This is a genomic window from Pseudomonas sp. Pseusp16, assembly GCF_047324915.1.
GTDB lineage: Bacteria > Pseudomonadota > Gammaproteobacteria > Pseudomonadales > Pseudomonadaceae > Aquipseudomonas > Aquipseudomonas fluorescens_CD.
This window is the reverse complement of the sequence record NZ_CP168522.1, coordinates 3234924-3249085: the sequence shown is the minus strand read 5'-3', so window position 1 is coordinate 3249085 and position 14162 is coordinate 3234924. Positions and strand designations below refer to the sequence as shown.

Genomic DNA, 14162 nt, shown 5'->3' with positions numbered 1-14162 from the left:
CGATCAAGCGTAATTTCGGTCAACAAGTTTGACTCATTTTCCACATGCCTCGCTACCGGTGATCCCATGGCTTTTTCCGAACGTGTCTCGCGCCTTAAAAGTTCTTTGATCCGTGAAATCCTCGCCGCGGCCCAGCGTCCGCAGATGATGTCGTTTGCCGGTGGCCTGCCAGCCGAAGCCATGTTGCCGAAAGTCGAATGGGCCGACATGCCGCTGTCCATCGGTCAATACGGCATGAGCGAAGGGGAGCCGGCGCTGCGCGAAGCGTTGGCCGGCGAAGCGCGAGCGCTGGGTGTGCCGTGCGAGGCCAGCCAGGTGCTGGTGGTCAGTGGTTCACAGCAGGCCCTGGACCTTGCCGCCAAGCTGTACATCGACAAGGGCACCGAGATCCTGCTCGAAGCGCCGACTTATCTGGCTGCGTTGCAAATCTTCCAACTGTTCGGCGCCGATTGCCTGACCGTGCCGCTGGAGGCCGACGGGCCGAACCTGGTGGAGCTTCGCGCTCGCCTGGAACAACACCGCCCGGCCTTCATCTACCTGATCCCGACCTTCCAGAACCCATCGGCCGTGCGTTACAGCGAATCCAGGCGCGATGCGGTGGCGGCGTTGCTGGATGAATTCGGCGTGACGCTGATCGAAGACGAGCCTTACCGCGAACTGACCTTCGACGGTGGCAGCGCCACGCCGATTGTCAGTCGCTTGAAAAAAGCCAGCTGGATCTACACCGGCACCGTGTCGAAAACCCTGCTGCCGGGTTTGCGCGTCGGCTTTCTGATCGCCAGCCCTGACCTGTTTCCCCATCTGTTGAAACTCAAGCAATCGGCGGACCTGCACACCAATCGGGTCGGGCAGTGGCAGGCACTGCAATGGATCGGCAGCGAAAGGTACCGGCAACACCGCAGTGAGTTGCGTGATTTTTACCGTGGGCGTCGGGATGCGTTTCAGGCGGCACTGATCACGCATTTCTCTGATCTGGCGGACTGGAACGTGCCGCAGGGTGGGCTGTTTTTCTGGCTGAAACTCAAGCAGCCGCAGGACACCCGCACCTTGCTCGACGCCGCGTTGGCCAATGACGTGGCGTTCATGCCGGGCGAGCCGTTTTTCCCCGAGCCGAATAACCATCCGGGGTATCTGCGGTTGAACTTCAGTCACATCGACCCGGTGCGGCTGGATGAGGGGCTCAAGCGGTTGGCGGCGGTGGTGCGTGCGGCACAGGCTGCAAAGGCAGCCTAGAAACAAATAAACCGGCCAATGGGCCGGTTTATTTTTGTCTGAAGTTTGCGGTGCCTGTGCCGGCCTCTTCGCGAGCAAGCCCGCTCCCACAGTTGATCGCATTCCCCCTGTGGGAGCGGGCTTGCTCGCGAAAGCGTCCGTCAGAGCACTACATAACCATCAGGCTGCAGCGAAACGCTTATCCAGATAATCAATGATCACCTTGGACTCATACATCCAGGTAGTCTGGCCATTCTCTTCGATACGCAGGCACGGCACCTTGATCTTGCCGCCTTGCTCCAGCAGGGTCTGGCGATCCTGTTCGTTGTTCTTCGCATCGCGAAGGGCCACCGGCACATTCAGGCGGCGCAGGGTACGGCGGGTCTTCACGCAGAACGGGCAGGCGTGGAATTGATACAGGGTCAGACCCTTGGCGGCGGATTCGACCTGGGCCTGAGCGGCGGCAGGGCGCTTTTTCTTGCTCGGGCGCGTGATGAAGTCGATGAAGATGATCAGTTGGCCAAGGCCGACACGAAGCGCTTTTACGAACACGTTGAAAGCCTCACGGTGCAAATGAATAAGGGCGCGCAGCTTACCTGATTTTTTACGGGCGAAAAAAAACCGGCGATGAACGCCGGTTTTCTTCGTGCCGCGAATTACTTGATGAGGCTGAGGAATTCGCTGCGGGTGGCTGCATTCTCGCGGAACTCACCGAGCATCACCGAGGTGATCATCGTCGAATTCTGCTTCTCCACACCGCGCATCATCATGCACATGTGCTTGGCCTCGATCACCACCGCAACGCCCAGGGCGCCGGTGACTTGCTGGACCGCATCGGCGATCTGGCGGCTGAGGTTTTCCTGGATCTGCAGGCGGCGGGCGTACATGTCGACGATGCGCGCCACCTTCGACAGGCCCAGGACCTTGCCGCTCGGGATGTAGGCGACGTGAGCCTTGCCGATGAACGGCAGCAGGTGGTGTTCGCACAACGAGTACAACTCGATGTCCTTGACCAGCACCATTTCGCTGTTGTCGGAGCTGAACAGGGCACCGTTGGTGACCTCTTCCAGTGTCTGTTCATAGCCGCGGCAGAGGTACTGCATGGCTTTGGCGGCACGCTTGGGCGTGTCGAGCAGGCCCTCGCGGGAGACGTCCTCGCCCAGTTGGCCAAGGATCGCGGTGTAATTCTGTTCCAGGGACATGAAACTACCTGTGGGATTTTACGCAAAGGGCAAGGGTACGGTGGCGGACACGACGCTGCAAGCGTGGCGCATCAGCTTTACTCGTCGCGACCTTCCATCATGGTGCGTTTGAGCATGACGTAAACCGCTCCGGCACCGCCGTGTTTCGCCTGGCACGAGGTGAAGCCGAGCACCTGTGGATGCTGGCGCAGCCAGGTGTTGACGTGGCTCTTGATCATCGGCCGCTTGCCGTCCAGGCGTACCGCCTTGCCATGGGTGACGCGCACGCAGCGGATTTCGAACCGGGTTGCCTCGGCCAGGAACGCCCAGAGGGTTTCCCGGGCCTTTTCCACGCTCATGCCGTGCAGGTCGAGGCTGCCTTCGAACGGAATCTGTCCGGTCTTGAGCTTGCGCATCTGGCTTTCCTGCACGCCATCACGTGCCCACATCAGCTCGTCTTCAGGGCCGACGTCGATGACGAACTGATCGGACAGCCCGTCAACGGTGGTGGATTCGGTACGCACGCTGGCCGCCTGACGCAGCTTGGCAATCTGCGCGCGGTCAGCCTTGGGTTTGCCGGTTTCGGCGCGATCGTGCTTGATCGGCTTGACGCCTTGGAGCGCGCTCTTGAACAGGGATAAATCGTCGTCTTGCATGTCAGCCTCCGCGAAGGGCGGCCAGTTTACCCAACTCGAAGCGAATCGGGCGCGACAAAAATGCGCGCGACGTTTGGCTCAGTCGTGTTTTTTCATCAGGTGCGGGGACATGGCCAGTTCCCGCGACTGTCGCGAGCGACGACGGCAACGGCGCCACAGCCAGACCCCGAGGTACAGCACGAACAGGCCGATGACCAGGATCACGGCAGCCCCGGTGCGGCTTGTGTTCAATTCACCCAGGGCAGGTGCGTGGCCGAGCAGGCTGGCGGTACCGGCCATGGCGAGCAACACGCCGCACATCGCCAGCAATGCCGCGAACGTCGCGCCGATTCGAAAACGCCAGTTTTTTTGGCCTTTGGGCCGCAAGCGGCGAGCGTCAAAACCATCGGATAACTTCATTCCGACCTTCCTCAATGGGTATCGGCCCTTCGACCGGGAGTTGACCGGGATGTTCCTGAGGCTAAGACAATTATGGCAAATGAGAGATTTTTGCGGATGAGCGGCGTATCAGGCCGCTCATTGAGCGTCGATCAGATCAGTTCACAGGTCAGCGCGAGGGTGGCGAAGTTGTCGCCCATGATCGCCATTTCCGTCTGGTGAACGTGTTCGGCACTGAGCACTTTGCCCTTGTAAGGCAGGTCGCGGGTGGCGCAGGCGTCTTCCACCAGTGTGCAGCGGAAGCCCAGGTTCTTGGCCGCGCGCACCGTGGTGCTGACACTGGAGTGGCTCATGAAACCGCAGACGATCAGGTCGAGGGCGCCGAGGTCTTCCAGGCGTTTTGCCAGTTCGGTGCCGTGAAAGGCGCTTGGCAACAATTTACCGATGACGGTTTCACCACTCTGTGGCTCCAGGCCCGCAATGAACTCACCACCTACGCCCTGGGGGTTGAACAACCCGCCGAGTGTGCCAAGGTGGCGGACATGCACGATCGGTCGGCCGGCTGCACGGGCAGCGGCGAGCAATTGCTTGATGTTGGCGACTGCTTCATCCATGCCACTCAGGGCCAGGGGACCGCTGAGGTATTCTTTCTGGGCATCGATGATGACCAGCGTTGCATGGCTCAGATTGGCCGCTGCATAACCGCGGCCGCTGAGTTGAAACATCGTTTTTGGAACGGACATTCTGGGGCTCCTTGGAGTGGGGCTTTTGCGACATTGTCCTCTGGCTGAGCGGTTCTGTGAATCGCTACGATCGTAGGTGCCGTCGTTGCTGGCCTGTAGCCTTGTCAATAGTCGCATTTTGTTCAATAGCCAGGCGAAAAAACGGATAACTCCTACAGTTGAGTCGGAAGTTTTCCCGCGTCGTCGTGGCGCCGTTTGACTGGTAGAATCCCCCGTCGATTTTTCTGGAGTTTGCCGTCGTGATCACTTCCCGCCTTCGCACCCTGCGTGACCATATCCGTTGGGCTGTCAGCCGCTTCCATGGGGAGGATCTGTTTTTTGGCCATGGTACCGACAACGCCTGGGACGAAGCCCGTCAGTTGGTGTTGGGTGCGTTGCACTTGCCTTGGGAAATCGCCGACAGTTACCTCGACTGCAATCTGGAAGACGACGAACTGGTCCACCTGCAGAACTTGCTCAAACGTCGTATCGAAGAACGGGTGCCTACCGCGTATCTGCTGGGCGAGGCCTGGTTCTGTGGCATGTCGTTCATCGTCGATGAGCGCGTGCTGATCCCGCGCTCACCCATTGGCGAACTGATCGAAAATCGTTTTACGCCGTGGCTGGCTGCCGAGCCGGCGCGGATTCTCGACCTGTGCACCGGTTCCGGTTGCATCGGCATCGCCTGCGCCTACGAGTTCCAGCATGCCGAGGTGGTGTTGGCGGACCTGTCGTTCGAAGCGCTGGAAGTGGCTAACCAGAACATTGAGCGCCACGGCGTCGATCAGCGCGTGTACACGGTGCAGGGCGACGGTTTTGACGGCTTGCCGGGGCAACGTTTCGACTTGATCGTGTCGAACCCGCCCTACGTCGATGCCGAAGATTTTGCCGACATGCCGGACGAGTACCAGCACGAACCGGAACTGGGCCTGGCCTGCGGTGACGACGGTTTGAACCTGGTGCGGCGCATGCTTGCCGAAGCGGCGGATCATCTGACCGAGAAGGGCCTGCTGATTGTCGAAGTGGGCAACAGCCAGGTGCACGTCGAGGCGTTGTACCCGGAAGTCGACTTTGCCTGGCTGGAGTTCGAGCGTGGCGGCCATGGCGTGTTCATGCTGAGCGCGCAGCAGTGCCGGGAGCACCAGGCGTTGTTCGCTTCTCGCGTCTGACCTTTTGTAGGAGCGAGCTCGCTCGCTCCTACAAAGATTAGCCATTACCGATGCGTGGCAATCCAGATCAGCAACCCCGCCTGAAACACCGCAAACGCCACCAGGCAAGTAATGGTAAAGCGCAGCCCGGCGTCTTCGCGTTTGTATTTGCTGACTTTCTCTTCGTGTTTCTTGAGTTTGACTTCCTGCTCGGCCAGGTTCTGCTCGGCTTGCTGAAGCATCTGCGCCGCCTCGAGAATTTCCACGACCTGCAGTTTTTCGCTGTTCCAGTCGCCAGTCAGGTCGCTGAGCTGGACCGGCTTGACGCTGCCTTTCAAATGCTGGGCATCGGCATACGCCACGTCGAAACCGTGCACGCGCAAAAAATGATCGCGGCGCAGGCGGGTGTCTTCGTTCAGCGCATCCTTGTTGTTCAGGTCAAAGCCGTCGACGGTATAGGTCGGCCAGCGCTTCTTCGCCCAGTTGATGCCCTGGGCCGCCAGGAACCGGCCAATGCCACGGTTCAGCGGTTCAACCTGCAAGCCGCTTTGCGGGCCGAAATGTACGCGCTTGTCGGCGTGATCGACCCACACGTCCAGATGATTCTGTTCCTTGCGTACGCGCTGGCCGGGCAGGGTGATGCTCATGCGCATCAGGCTGTGCTCCTTGTCGTTGCGCTCGGCATAGCCGAACTCGACAAATCGCAATGGGCGCCCGCCTGTGTTGCGGTCAGTCTGCAGCGGTGACAGACGGAGCATCTTGTGGTGCTCGACGTGGACGTCCGCCCAGGGCAGCTCGACCGCTGGCGGTGCGTCTTGTTCAGCGGTGGTGTCGGGTGAAGTCTGGGTGTCAGTCATAACGGCGAGATCCTGTCCAAGCTCGGCTTGTCGCCAACCAATGTGGTGGCGACAAAGGCTTATCGGCCGTTTTTTTCAAGACTGGAGGGCCAGGGGGCGTGAAAACTGGTTGAGAACGCCCCCTACAGCGGTCAACTGGTGCGAAGTCCGTCAATAAACCCGAGGATTCGCGTGCCCAGTTCTGCCGCCAGGGGTAATTGCGGGTCTTTATAGGAAGCCAGTTGGCGTTTGACGTCGTTGGGCACGATGCGCATGACGTGGTTCATGCCCTCGATCAGCGCCAGTTCGGCGTCCGGTTTGGCCGCCTTGAGCAGCCTTGCGTCATTGACGCCGACCTGGATGTCGTTGCTGCCCTGGATGATCAGCGCGGGCATCTTCAGCCTGGCAAACGCTGCGGCCGGGTCCTGGCGGAACAGGGAAATCAGGTACGGCTGCACGCTCGGACGGAAAATCGCCTGCAACGGTGGCGGCACGTTGTCGTCGGGTTTCCCGGCCTTGAGGCTGTCGAGCAACTCATTGCTGCGCAGCATCAGCGGCGGTGGCAGGCGATTGCCCAGTTGCTGGCGGATAACCTGATCAACCGGTCTTGCGCTGCCCGAGACAGAAATCACCGCGTCGGCATCAATGCCGGGCGCTGCGAGGCTGGCGATCAAGGCGCCCTCGCTATGACCCAGCATGATCAGCTTGCCAAAACGCGGATCGGCCTTGAGCTTGTGTCCCCAGGCTTGGGCGTCGGCGACATAGGCGTCCACGGTCAGGTTGCGTTCATCCGGTGTGGCCGCCAGGCTCGCGGCAACACCGCGTTTGTCGTAGCGCACACTGGCGATGTTGTGTTTGGCCAGTACCCAGGCCAGCCGCTTGAGGCTGTCATTGCGCCCGCCGTCGGTGTTGTTTCCGTCACGATCAGTAGGGCCGGAGCCGGAAATGATCAGGACAACCGGCACGGGTTCGTCGGATTTTGGCAGCAACAGCGAGCCGAAAAGCTCGCCGGTACCGGTATCCAGCGAGATCGGTCGTTGCAGGACGGTCGCCTGGGCGAAGCCGGAAATCAGGGTAAGGCTCAAGGCTAGAACTCGCAGCATCATCGCGCCATCATCAAGAAGATGCCGGTTGGACTCACCGGCACCCATAAGGTTCGAGGATGAACTACTTGGGTAGCCTGCGTATACTGGCGCGCATTACGTATTCAGGTTCATTTCACGGAGCGTCCTGCATGTCCGGCAATACCTACGGCAAGCTGTTCACTGTCACCACCGCTGGCGAAAGCCATGGTCCGGCGTTGGTCGCCATTGTCGATGGCTGCCCGCCGGGCCTGGAGATATCCCTGGAGGATCTGCAGCGTGACCTGGACCGTCGCAAGCCCGGCACCAGCCGCCACACCACCCAGCGTCAGGAAGCCGACGAAGTCGAAATCCTCTCTGGCGTGTTCGAAGGCCGCACCACCGGTTGCGCCATCGGCCTGTTGATCCGCAACACCGACCAGAAGTCCAAGGACTACTCGGCGATCAAGGATCTGTTCCGCCCGGCCCACGCCGACTACACCTACCACCACAAGTACGGTGAGCGCGACTACCGCGGCGGCGGTCGCAGTTCGGCCCGTGAAACGGCGATGCGCGTAGCGGCGGGGGCGATTGCAAAAAAATACCTGGCGAGCCAGGGCATCGTCATTCGTGGCTACATGAGCCAGCTCGGGCCGATTGAAATTCCGTTCAAGACCTGGGAATCGGTCGAGCAGAACGCCTTCTTCAGCCCGGATCCGGACAAAGTGCCGGAACTGGAAGCCTACATGGACCAGTTGCGCCGCGACCAGGATTCGGTCGGCGCGAAAATCACGGTGGTCGCCGAAGGCGTGATGCCGGGCCTGGGCGAGCCGATCTTCGACCGCCTCGATGCCGAACTGGCCCATGCGCTGATGAGCATCAATGCGGTCAAGGGCGTGGAAATCGGTGCGGGTTTCGCCAGCGTCGCCCAGCGTGGCACCGAGCATCGCGATGAAATGACCCCGCAAGGTTTTCTCAGCAATAATGCGGGGGGCATTCTCGGCGGTATTTCCTCCGGTCAGCCGATCGTTGCGCACCTGGCGCTGAAGCCGACGTCGAGCATCACCACGCCGGGCCGCTCCATCGACATCCATGGCAACCCGGTGGAAGTGATCACCAAGGGGCGTCACGACCCGTGCGTCGGCATCCGCGCCACGCCGATCGCCGAGGCGATGATGGCCATCGTGCTGATGGATCACCTGCTGCGTCACCGCGGGCAGAACGCCGATGTGCGTGTGAGCACGCCGGTGCTGGGTCAGCTCTGAATGGCTGACTTCACAGTCGCAGCCGTCTGATGGCGACTGCGGCGCTCCCGTACTGGCGGCTCTCCAGTTTCTATCTGTTCTATTTCGCCTTGCTCGGTTCTACAGCGCCGTTTCTGGCGCTGTATTTCGATCACCTCGGATTCAGTGCCGCGCGCATCGGCGAGCTGGTGGCGATCCCGATGCTGATGCGTTGCGTGGCGCCGAACATCTGGGGCTGGCTGGGCGACTACACCGGCCGGCGGCTGGCCATCGTGCGCTTCGGTGCGATGTGCACGCTGCTGACCTTTTCACTGATTTTCGTCAGCAAGACCTACGCCTGGCTGGCGATGGTCATGGCCTTGCATGCGTTTTTCTGGCATGCGGTGTTGCCACAATTCGAAGTCATCACCCTGGCACATTTGCAGGGGCAGACCTCGCGCTACAGCCAGATTCGCCTGTGGGGCTCGATCGGTTTCATCATCACCGTGGTCGCGCTGGGCCGGCTGTTCGAATGGCTGAGCCTGGACATCTACCCGGCGGCGCTGGTGCTGATCTTGGCTGGCATCGTGCTCAGCAGCCTGTGGGTGCCCAATGCCCAACCGGCGCCGGGCAACCGGGTGGCGGGGGAAGGATTCCTCAAGCAATTGCGCAGCCCCGGCGTGCTGGCGTTTTACGTATGCGTGGCGCTGATGCAGATGAGCCACGGGCCGTATTACACCTTTTTGACCCTGCACCTTGAGCGACTGGGTTACAGCCGTGGCGTGATCGGCATGCTCTGGGCGGTCGGCGTTGTCGCCGAGGTCCTGATGTTTCTGGCCATGAGCCGGATCCTCGCGCGCGTCTCGCTGCGCCGGGTGCTGATGGCCAGCTTTCTGCTGGCGGCGTTGCGTTGGCTGTTGCTGGGTTCGCTCGCGGAGTTTCTTTGGGTGCTGCTGTTTGCCCAGGTGCTGCACGCGGCGACATTCGGCAGCTTTCACGCCGCTGCCATTCAATTCGTGCAACGTAGCTTCGGTGCGCGCCAGCAAGGCCAGGGCCAGGCGTTGTACGCCGCACTGGCCGGCACCGGTGGCGCATTGGGCGCGTTGTACGCCGGTTACAGCTGGAACGCCCTCGGCGCGGCATGGACCTTTAGTATTGCCAGTCTCGCAGCCGTTGCGGCTGCCGTTATCATTGCCACATGTATGCAAGAGGACAGGCCATGAGCCTTACCCGTGAACACCTCGCCCAGGAAATCATCGACGCCGGGCGTTTTCTGTACGGCCGCGGCTGGTCGCCGGCCACCAGCAGCAATTACTCGACCCGCCTGTCGCCGACCGAAGCCTTGCTGACCGTGTCCGGCAAGCACAAGGGTCAACTCGGCATGGACGATGTGCTGGCCACTGACCTGTCGGGCAACAGCCTGGAACCGGGCAAGAAACCGTCCGCAGAAACCCTGTTGCACACCCAGCTCTACAGCTGGCGCCCAGAGATCGGTGCCGTGCTGCACACCCACTCGGTGAATGCCACCGTGCTGTCGCGCCTGACACCACAAGACTTCATCGAGTTCGAAGACTATGAACTGCAAAAAGCCTTCAGCGGTGTGACGACCCACGAATCCCGGGTGCGCGTGCCGATTTTCGACAACGACCAGGACATTGCGCGCCTGGCCGCCAAGGTGCAGCCTTGGCTCGACGCCCATCCCGATTGCGTCGGCTACCTGATCCGCGGTCATGGCCTGTACACCTGGGGGGCGCGCATGAGCGATGCCTTGCGGCAGATCGAGGCCTTTGAATTCTTGTTCGAGTGCGAGTTGAAGACGCGCTCGCTCTTTAACCGTAACGCATGAACCGTTAAGGAGTTGCCACGATGAGCAGCCTGTCCGTTTATCACGTCTCCAGCCCTGAAATGCCCAACAAGGTGCTGACCCATTTCGAAGACATCGCCTCGACCCTGGCCGAGCAGGGCGTGCGCTTCGACCGCTGGCAAGCGGCGGCGAAGATCCAGCCGGGCGCCACTCAGGAAGAAGTGATTGCCGCCTACCAGGAGCAGATCGACAAGCTGATGACCGAACACGGTTACGTTACCGTCGATGTGATCAGCCTCAACAGCGATCACCCGCAAAAAGCCGAACTGCGTGCCAAGTTCCTCGACGAACATCGCCACGGCGAAGACGAAGTACGATTTTTCGTTGCAGGCCGTGGCTTGTTTACCCTGCACATCGACGATTACGTCTACGCGGTCCTGTGCGAGAAAAACGACCTGATCTCGGTGCCGGCCGGTACCAAACACTGGTTCGACATGGGCGAACATCCGCATTTCGTCGCGATCCGTCTGTTCAACAACCCGGAAGGCTGGGTGGCCAACTTCACCGGCGAAGACATCGCCAGCCAATTCCCGCGTCTTGAGGACTGAGTCGATGCCGATCAAAGCGATTCTCACCGACATCGAAGGCACCACCAGCGCGGTGAGTTTTGTGTTCGACGTGCTGTTCCCTTATGCCGCCAAACACTTGCCGGCGTTTGTCCGTCAGCACGCCGAACGCGCCGACGTGGCAGAACAACTGGCTGCCGTGCGCCGCGACAGCAATGAAGCGAATGCTGACGTGGAGCGGGTCATCGGGATCCTGCTGGGCTGGATTGCCGAAGACCGCAAGGCCACGCCGTTGAAAGCGTTGCAGGGAATGGTCTGGGAGCAGGGCTACCAGGCCGGGCAACTGAAAGGCCACGTCTACCCCGACGCCGTCGAAGCGCTGAAGCACTGGCACCAGGACGGCTATCAACTGTTCGTTTATTCCTCGGGCTCGATCCAGGCGCAGAAGTTGATCTTCGGCTGCTCGGAGGCGGGGGATTTGACGCCGCTGTTCAGCGGCTACTTCGATACGACGTCAGGGCCAAAACGCGAGGCGCAGTCCTACGCCAACATCACCCAGGCGATCCAGGTCGAAGCGGAGCACATTCTGTTTTTGTCGGACATCGTCGAAGAACTCGACGCAGCGCGCGCGGCGGGTATGGCCACTTGCGGCCTGGCCCGTGAGGGCGGGGAGCTGGTGGGGCATGTCACTGTGGACAGCTTTGCGCGGATAAATCCTTCAGCCTTCTAAACACCGGACAACTTGTGGGAGCGGGCTTGCTCGCGAAGAGGGTGTGTCATTCAACGATGATGTTGACTGAAACACCCTCTTCGCGAGCAAGCCCGCTCCCACATTGGTTTTTTACAGCGAGTGATAGGTCGGCAGGGCAAACCGTTGCTGGCTTTGCAGCAGGGAAATCTGCGGCAGTTCACTGGCCTGTTCCGCGAGGTCGCGGCGAATCGCACTGATGACCCACATCAGTTGGTCGCCATTGTGCAATTGCTGGTAAGAGATCGAGCGCTTGAATTCTCTGCCGTCGTCGCTGCACAAGGTCAGCAGGATCCCGCCATCAGGGCGGTCCTGGGTAGTGACTGCGAAGTTGGAGAACAGGGACGAAAATTTTTCCTGGATAAGGCTCATGTCTTTCAGCTCCGTGATGACTTGAATGGCAAGCATGGGGAGGCTGTTGCAGCCTTTGTGCCAGTAAATTCAGTTGAGTAATATTGTTAAAAATCAATAAGTTAGGTTTTTCAGTGTTTTTTGCTTTCGTGCAATCTGCATGAATGGCCATCGTGCATCCTGCATTTTGCAGGTATGTCGGCGACTCGATGGAACCAATTGGCGTGCACGGGATCACCTTCGCGCAGCGCAGTCGCAGATCAAGATCGCGGATCAAGATCGCAGATACAAAACATTTCAAAAACCGCGTGTACAGCTCAAGAACCGTTGACGTATTTTCGGGCTCAGTCATCGCCGCCCGACAATAAAAAAACATCGAACGGGAGCAATCATGAGCCGTACGTCGAACGACACGATTACCTGGGGCATGATGCTCCGCAAGCTGCCTTCCATTGCCAAAGCCATCCCCCGGGTGGTGAAGGGCATGAAGGTCGCCAACGTCACGGACCCGACCCAGGCGTGTGGTTTGGGCTGGTGTTTCGAGCAAGCCACGTTGCGCAACCCGGATGGCCCGGCGCTGTTGCAAGACGACGTGAGGCTCAGTTACTCCGAGGTCAACCAATGGGCCAACCGCATTGCCCATCACCTGATCGGCCAAGGCATCGGCAAGGGGGATGTGGTGGCGGTCTTCATCGAGAACCGCCCGGAACTGCTGGTGACGATTCTGGCGGTGGCCAAGGTCGGCGCGGTCAGTGCGCTGCTCAATACCTCGCAGACCCGCGACACCCTGGTGCACAGTGTGAATCTGGTGTCTCCGGTGGCGATCATTGTCGGTGAGGAGTTGGTCCCGGCGTACCTGGCGGTTCGTGATCGGGTGTCGATCAAGGCTGACCGAACCTGGTTCGTCGCCGATCGGGACACTTCTCGCCAACCGGGTATCGCGCCTGAAGGTTTCATCAACCTGATGACCGTCAGTCTCGATGATGCCAGCGACAACCCGGCCAGCAGCCAGCAGATTTTCTTCGACGATCCCTGCTTTTATATCTACACATCGGGCACCACGGGGCTGCCCAAGGCCGGCGTGTTCAAGCATGGCCGCTGGATGCGCAGCTCGGCGAGTTTCGGCATGATCGCCCTGGACATGCACCCGGACGATGTCGTCTATTGCACCTTGCCGCTGTACCACGCCACGGGACTTTGCGTGTGCTGGGGGGCGGCCGTCAGTGGTGCCAGCGGGTTTGCCATCCGCCGCAAATTCAGCGCCAGCCAGTTCTGGAACGACGTGCGCAAGTACCGGGCGACCACCATCGGTTATGTCGGCGAACTGTGCCGCTACCTGGTCGATCAACCGCCCAGCGTCGACGACAGCCGGCACGAGGTGAAGAAGATGATCGGCAACGGCCTGCGTCCTGGAGCCTGGAACGAGTTCAAGACCCGCTTTGCGGTGAATCACATCTGCGAGCTGTACGCTGCCAGCGACGGCAATATCGGGTTCACCAACATTCTGAATTTCGACAACACCATCGGTTTCTCCCTGATGTCCTGGGAACTGGTGGCGTACGACCACGACAGCGGCGCACCGATTCGTGAAGCCAACGGCCTGATGCGCAAGGTCGCCAAGGGCGAGCAGGGGCTGTTGCTGGCAAAAATCTACGACAAGGCACCACTGGACGGTTACACCGATCCGCAGAAAACCGCCAAGGTCGTGCTTCACGATGTATTCGAGCAGGGCGACCGCTACTACAACACCGGCGATCTGTTGCGCAACATCGGCTTTGGTCATGCGCAGTTTGTCGACCGCCTGGGGGATACGTACCGCTGGAAGGGTGAAAACGTGTCGACCACGGAGGTCGAAAACATCCTCCTGAAACATCCGAGCATTTCCGAAGCCGTGGCCTATGGCGTGGAAATCCGCAACACCAATGGCCGGGCCGGAATGGCGGCGATTACCCCAGCCGAATCCCTGGCAACCCTGGACTTCAGCGAACTGCTGGCCTTCGCCCGTGAGCAAATGCCGGCTTATGCGGTGCCGTTGTTCCTGCGGGTGAAAGTGAAAATGGAAACCACCGGGACATTCAAATATCAGAAGACCCGCCTCAAGGACGAAGCCTTCGACCCGGGTAAAACCGGTGATGATCCGATTTATGCCTGGCTGCCGGGGACCCAGACCTATGTGCAGGTCACGCAGCAATTGTTGTCTGACATTCAGGGCGGCAAATACCGCTATTGAATCTGGCTATGGCGGCCCATGAGAAAAAACAAGTGACAGTGTCGGG

16 protein-coding genes are annotated in these 14162 nt (G+C 60.2%); 8 read left to right on the top strand and 8 right to left on the bottom strand.

All coding sequences use genetic code 11. The annotated features are described in order from the left end of the window. Positions 1-66: 66 nt before the first annotated feature. Positions 67-1233, top strand: a complete 1167-nt coding sequence (locus tag ACEN8Q_RS14695; protein WP_413427823.1) for a PLP-dependent aminotransferase family protein — start codon at positions 67-69, stop codon at positions 1231-1233. A 159-nt stretch (positions 1234-1392) separates the two neighbouring features. On the opposite strand, the gene ACEN8Q_RS14690 is transcribed toward ACEN8Q_RS14695, so the two are convergent. The 5 genes from ACEN8Q_RS14690 to ACEN8Q_RS14670 all read right to left on the bottom strand — a co-directional run bounded on the left by ACEN8Q_RS14690 (position 1393) and on the right by ACEN8Q_RS14670 (position 4170). After that, a complete protein-coding gene (locus ACEN8Q_RS14690; RefSeq protein WP_150724597.1) occupies positions 1393-1764 on the bottom strand; it encodes a glutathione S-transferase N-terminal domain-containing protein in 372 nt (123 codons plus the stop codon). A 104-nt stretch (positions 1765-1868) separates the two neighbouring features. Next, positions 1869-2414, bottom strand: coding sequence for a GTP cyclohydrolase I FolE (gene folE / locus ACEN8Q_RS14685; protein ID WP_007988130.1), 546 nt, complete (start codon positions 2412-2414; stop codon positions 1869-1871). A gap of 77 nt (positions 2415-2491) precedes the next feature. Further along, on the bottom strand, positions 2492-3049 hold the full coding sequence (locus tag ACEN8Q_RS14680) for a Smr/MutS family protein (RefSeq protein WP_413421935.1): 558 nt from the start codon (positions 3047-3049) through the stop codon (positions 2492-2494). A 78-nt stretch (positions 3050-3127) separates the two neighbouring features. Continuing rightward, positions 3128-3448, bottom strand: a complete 321-nt coding sequence (locus tag ACEN8Q_RS14675; RefSeq protein ID WP_413421937.1) for a hypothetical protein — start codon at positions 3446-3448, stop codon at positions 3128-3130. 131 nt (positions 3449-3579) lie between these two features. Next, on the bottom strand, positions 3580-4170 hold the full coding sequence (locus tag ACEN8Q_RS14670; RefSeq protein ID WP_413421939.1) for a cysteine hydrolase family protein: 591 nt from the start codon (positions 4168-4170) through the stop codon (positions 3580-3582). 239 nt (positions 4171-4409) lie between these two features. Between ACEN8Q_RS14670 and prmB the strand changes: the two genes are divergently transcribed. Continuing rightward, positions 4410-5318, top strand: a complete 909-nt coding sequence (gene prmB, locus ACEN8Q_RS14665; protein WP_413705401.1) for a 50S ribosomal protein L3 N(5)-glutamine methyltransferase — start codon at positions 4410-4412, stop codon at positions 5316-5318. A 44-nt stretch (positions 5319-5362) separates the two neighbouring features. On the opposite strand, the gene ACEN8Q_RS14660 is transcribed toward prmB, so the two are convergent. Further along, positions 5363-6154: a hypothetical protein gene (locus tag ACEN8Q_RS14660; RefSeq protein WP_413421943.1), complete on the bottom strand. Its 792-nt coding sequence runs from the start codon at positions 6152-6154 to the stop codon at positions 5363-5365. A gap of 131 nt (positions 6155-6285) precedes the next feature. Then, entirely contained in the window at positions 6286-7284 is a 999-nt protein-coding gene (locus ACEN8Q_RS14655) for an alpha/beta hydrolase (protein WP_413421945.1), read from the bottom strand. Between the two features lie 83 nt (positions 7285-7367). Between ACEN8Q_RS14655 and aroC the strand changes: the two genes are divergently transcribed. The 5 genes from aroC to mtnC are packed head-to-tail and all read left to right on the top strand — an operon-like array spanning position 7368 to position 11517. Further along, positions 7368-8459, top strand: coding sequence for a chorismate synthase (gene aroC, locus ACEN8Q_RS14650; protein ID WP_085716874.1), 1092 nt, complete (start codon positions 7368-7370; stop codon positions 8457-8459). A gap of 29 nt (positions 8460-8488) precedes the next feature. Continuing rightward, complete coding sequence (locus ACEN8Q_RS14645) at positions 8489-9640, top strand: MFS transporter (protein WP_413421947.1); 1152 nt, start codon at positions 8489-8491, stop codon at positions 9638-9640. Continuing rightward, positions 9637-10263 carry a methylthioribulose 1-phosphate dehydratase gene (locus tag ACEN8Q_RS14640; RefSeq protein ID WP_413421949.1) on the top strand — a complete coding sequence of 209 codons (627 nt, stop codon included), beginning with the start codon at positions 9637-9639 and terminating at the stop codon, positions 10261-10263. The genes ACEN8Q_RS14645 and ACEN8Q_RS14640 overlap by 4 nt, the downstream gene beginning before the upstream one ends. 20 nt (positions 10264-10283) lie before the next feature. Then, positions 10284-10829, top strand: a complete 546-nt coding sequence (locus ACEN8Q_RS14635) for a 1,2-dihydroxy-3-keto-5-methylthiopentene dioxygenase (protein WP_413421951.1) — start codon at positions 10284-10286, stop codon at positions 10827-10829. Positions 10830-10833: 4 nt separating this feature from the next. Beyond that, positions 10834-11517 carry an acireductone synthase gene (gene mtnC, locus ACEN8Q_RS14630; RefSeq protein ID WP_413705400.1) on the top strand — a complete coding sequence of 228 codons (684 nt, stop codon included), beginning with the start codon at positions 10834-10836 and terminating at the stop codon, positions 11515-11517. A gap of 111 nt (positions 11518-11628) precedes the next feature. Here the strand turns inward: mtnC and ACEN8Q_RS14625 are convergent, their stop codons facing one another. After that, the gene (locus ACEN8Q_RS14625; RefSeq protein WP_413422093.1) at positions 11629-11907 is read right to left on the bottom strand and encodes a DUF3509 domain-containing protein; all 279 of its coding nucleotides are present in this window, start codon (positions 11905-11907) and stop codon (positions 11629-11631) included. Positions 11908-12277: 370 nt separating this feature from the next. Between ACEN8Q_RS14625 and ACEN8Q_RS14620 the strand changes: the two genes are divergently transcribed. Beyond that, on the top strand, positions 12278-14116 hold the full coding sequence (locus ACEN8Q_RS14620; RefSeq protein WP_413705399.1) for a long-chain-acyl-CoA synthetase: 1839 nt from the start codon (positions 12278-12280) through the stop codon (positions 14114-14116). Positions 14117-14162 lie beyond the last annotated feature (46 nt).

What these genes read in the sequence shown, in the direction of transcription:
- ACEN8Q_RS14655 (WP_413421945.1), bottom strand. Translation starts at nt 7,284, where the DNA reads ATGGGTGCCGGTGAGTCCAACCGGCATCTTCTTGATGATGGCGCGATG.
- ACEN8Q_RS14625 (WP_413422093.1), bottom strand. Translation starts at nt 11,907, where the DNA reads ATGAGCCTTATCCAGGAAAAATTTTCGTCCCTGTTCTCCAACTTCGCA.
- ACEN8Q_RS14680 (WP_413421935.1), bottom strand. Translation starts at nt 3,049, where the DNA reads ATGCAAGACGACGATTTATCCCTGTTCAAGAGCGCGCTCCAAGGCGTC.
- ACEN8Q_RS14645 (WP_413421947.1), top strand. Translation starts at nt 8,489, where the DNA reads ATGGCGACTGCGGCGCTCCCGTACTGGCGGCTCTCCAGTTTCTATCTG.
- ACEN8Q_RS14635 (WP_413421951.1), top strand. Translation starts at nt 10,284, where the DNA reads ATGAGCAGCCTGTCCGTTTATCACGTCTCCAGCCCTGAAATGCCCAAC.
- ACEN8Q_RS14640 (WP_413421949.1), top strand. Translation starts at nt 9,637, where the DNA reads ATGAGCCTTACCCGTGAACACCTCGCCCAGGAAATCATCGACGCCGGG.
- ACEN8Q_RS14695 (WP_413427823.1), top strand. Translation starts at nt 67, where the DNA reads ATGGCTTTTTCCGAACGTGTCTCGCGCCTTAAAAGTTCTTTGATCCGT.
- ACEN8Q_RS14675 (WP_413421937.1), bottom strand. Translation starts at nt 3,448, where the DNA reads ATGAAGTTATCCGATGGTTTTGACGCTCGCCGCTTGCGGCCCAAAGGC.
- ACEN8Q_RS14660 (WP_413421943.1), bottom strand. Translation starts at nt 6,154, where the DNA reads ATGACTGACACCCAGACTTCACCCGACACCACCGCTGAACAAGACGCA.
- folE (WP_007988130.1), bottom strand. Translation starts at nt 2,414, where the DNA reads ATGTCCCTGGAACAGAATTACACCGCGATCCTTGGCCAACTGGGCGAG.
- aroC (WP_085716874.1), top strand. Translation starts at nt 7,368, where the DNA reads ATGTCCGGCAATACCTACGGCAAGCTGTTCACTGTCACCACCGCTGGC.
- ACEN8Q_RS14620 (WP_413705399.1), top strand. Translation starts at nt 12,278, where the DNA reads ATGAGCCGTACGTCGAACGACACGATTACCTGGGGCATGATGCTCCGC.
- mtnC (WP_413705400.1), top strand. Translation starts at nt 10,834, where the DNA reads ATGCCGATCAAAGCGATTCTCACCGACATCGAAGGCACCACCAGCGCG.
- ACEN8Q_RS14670 (WP_413421939.1), bottom strand. Translation starts at nt 4,170, where the DNA reads ATGTCCGTTCCAAAAACGATGTTTCAACTCAGCGGCCGCGGTTATGCA.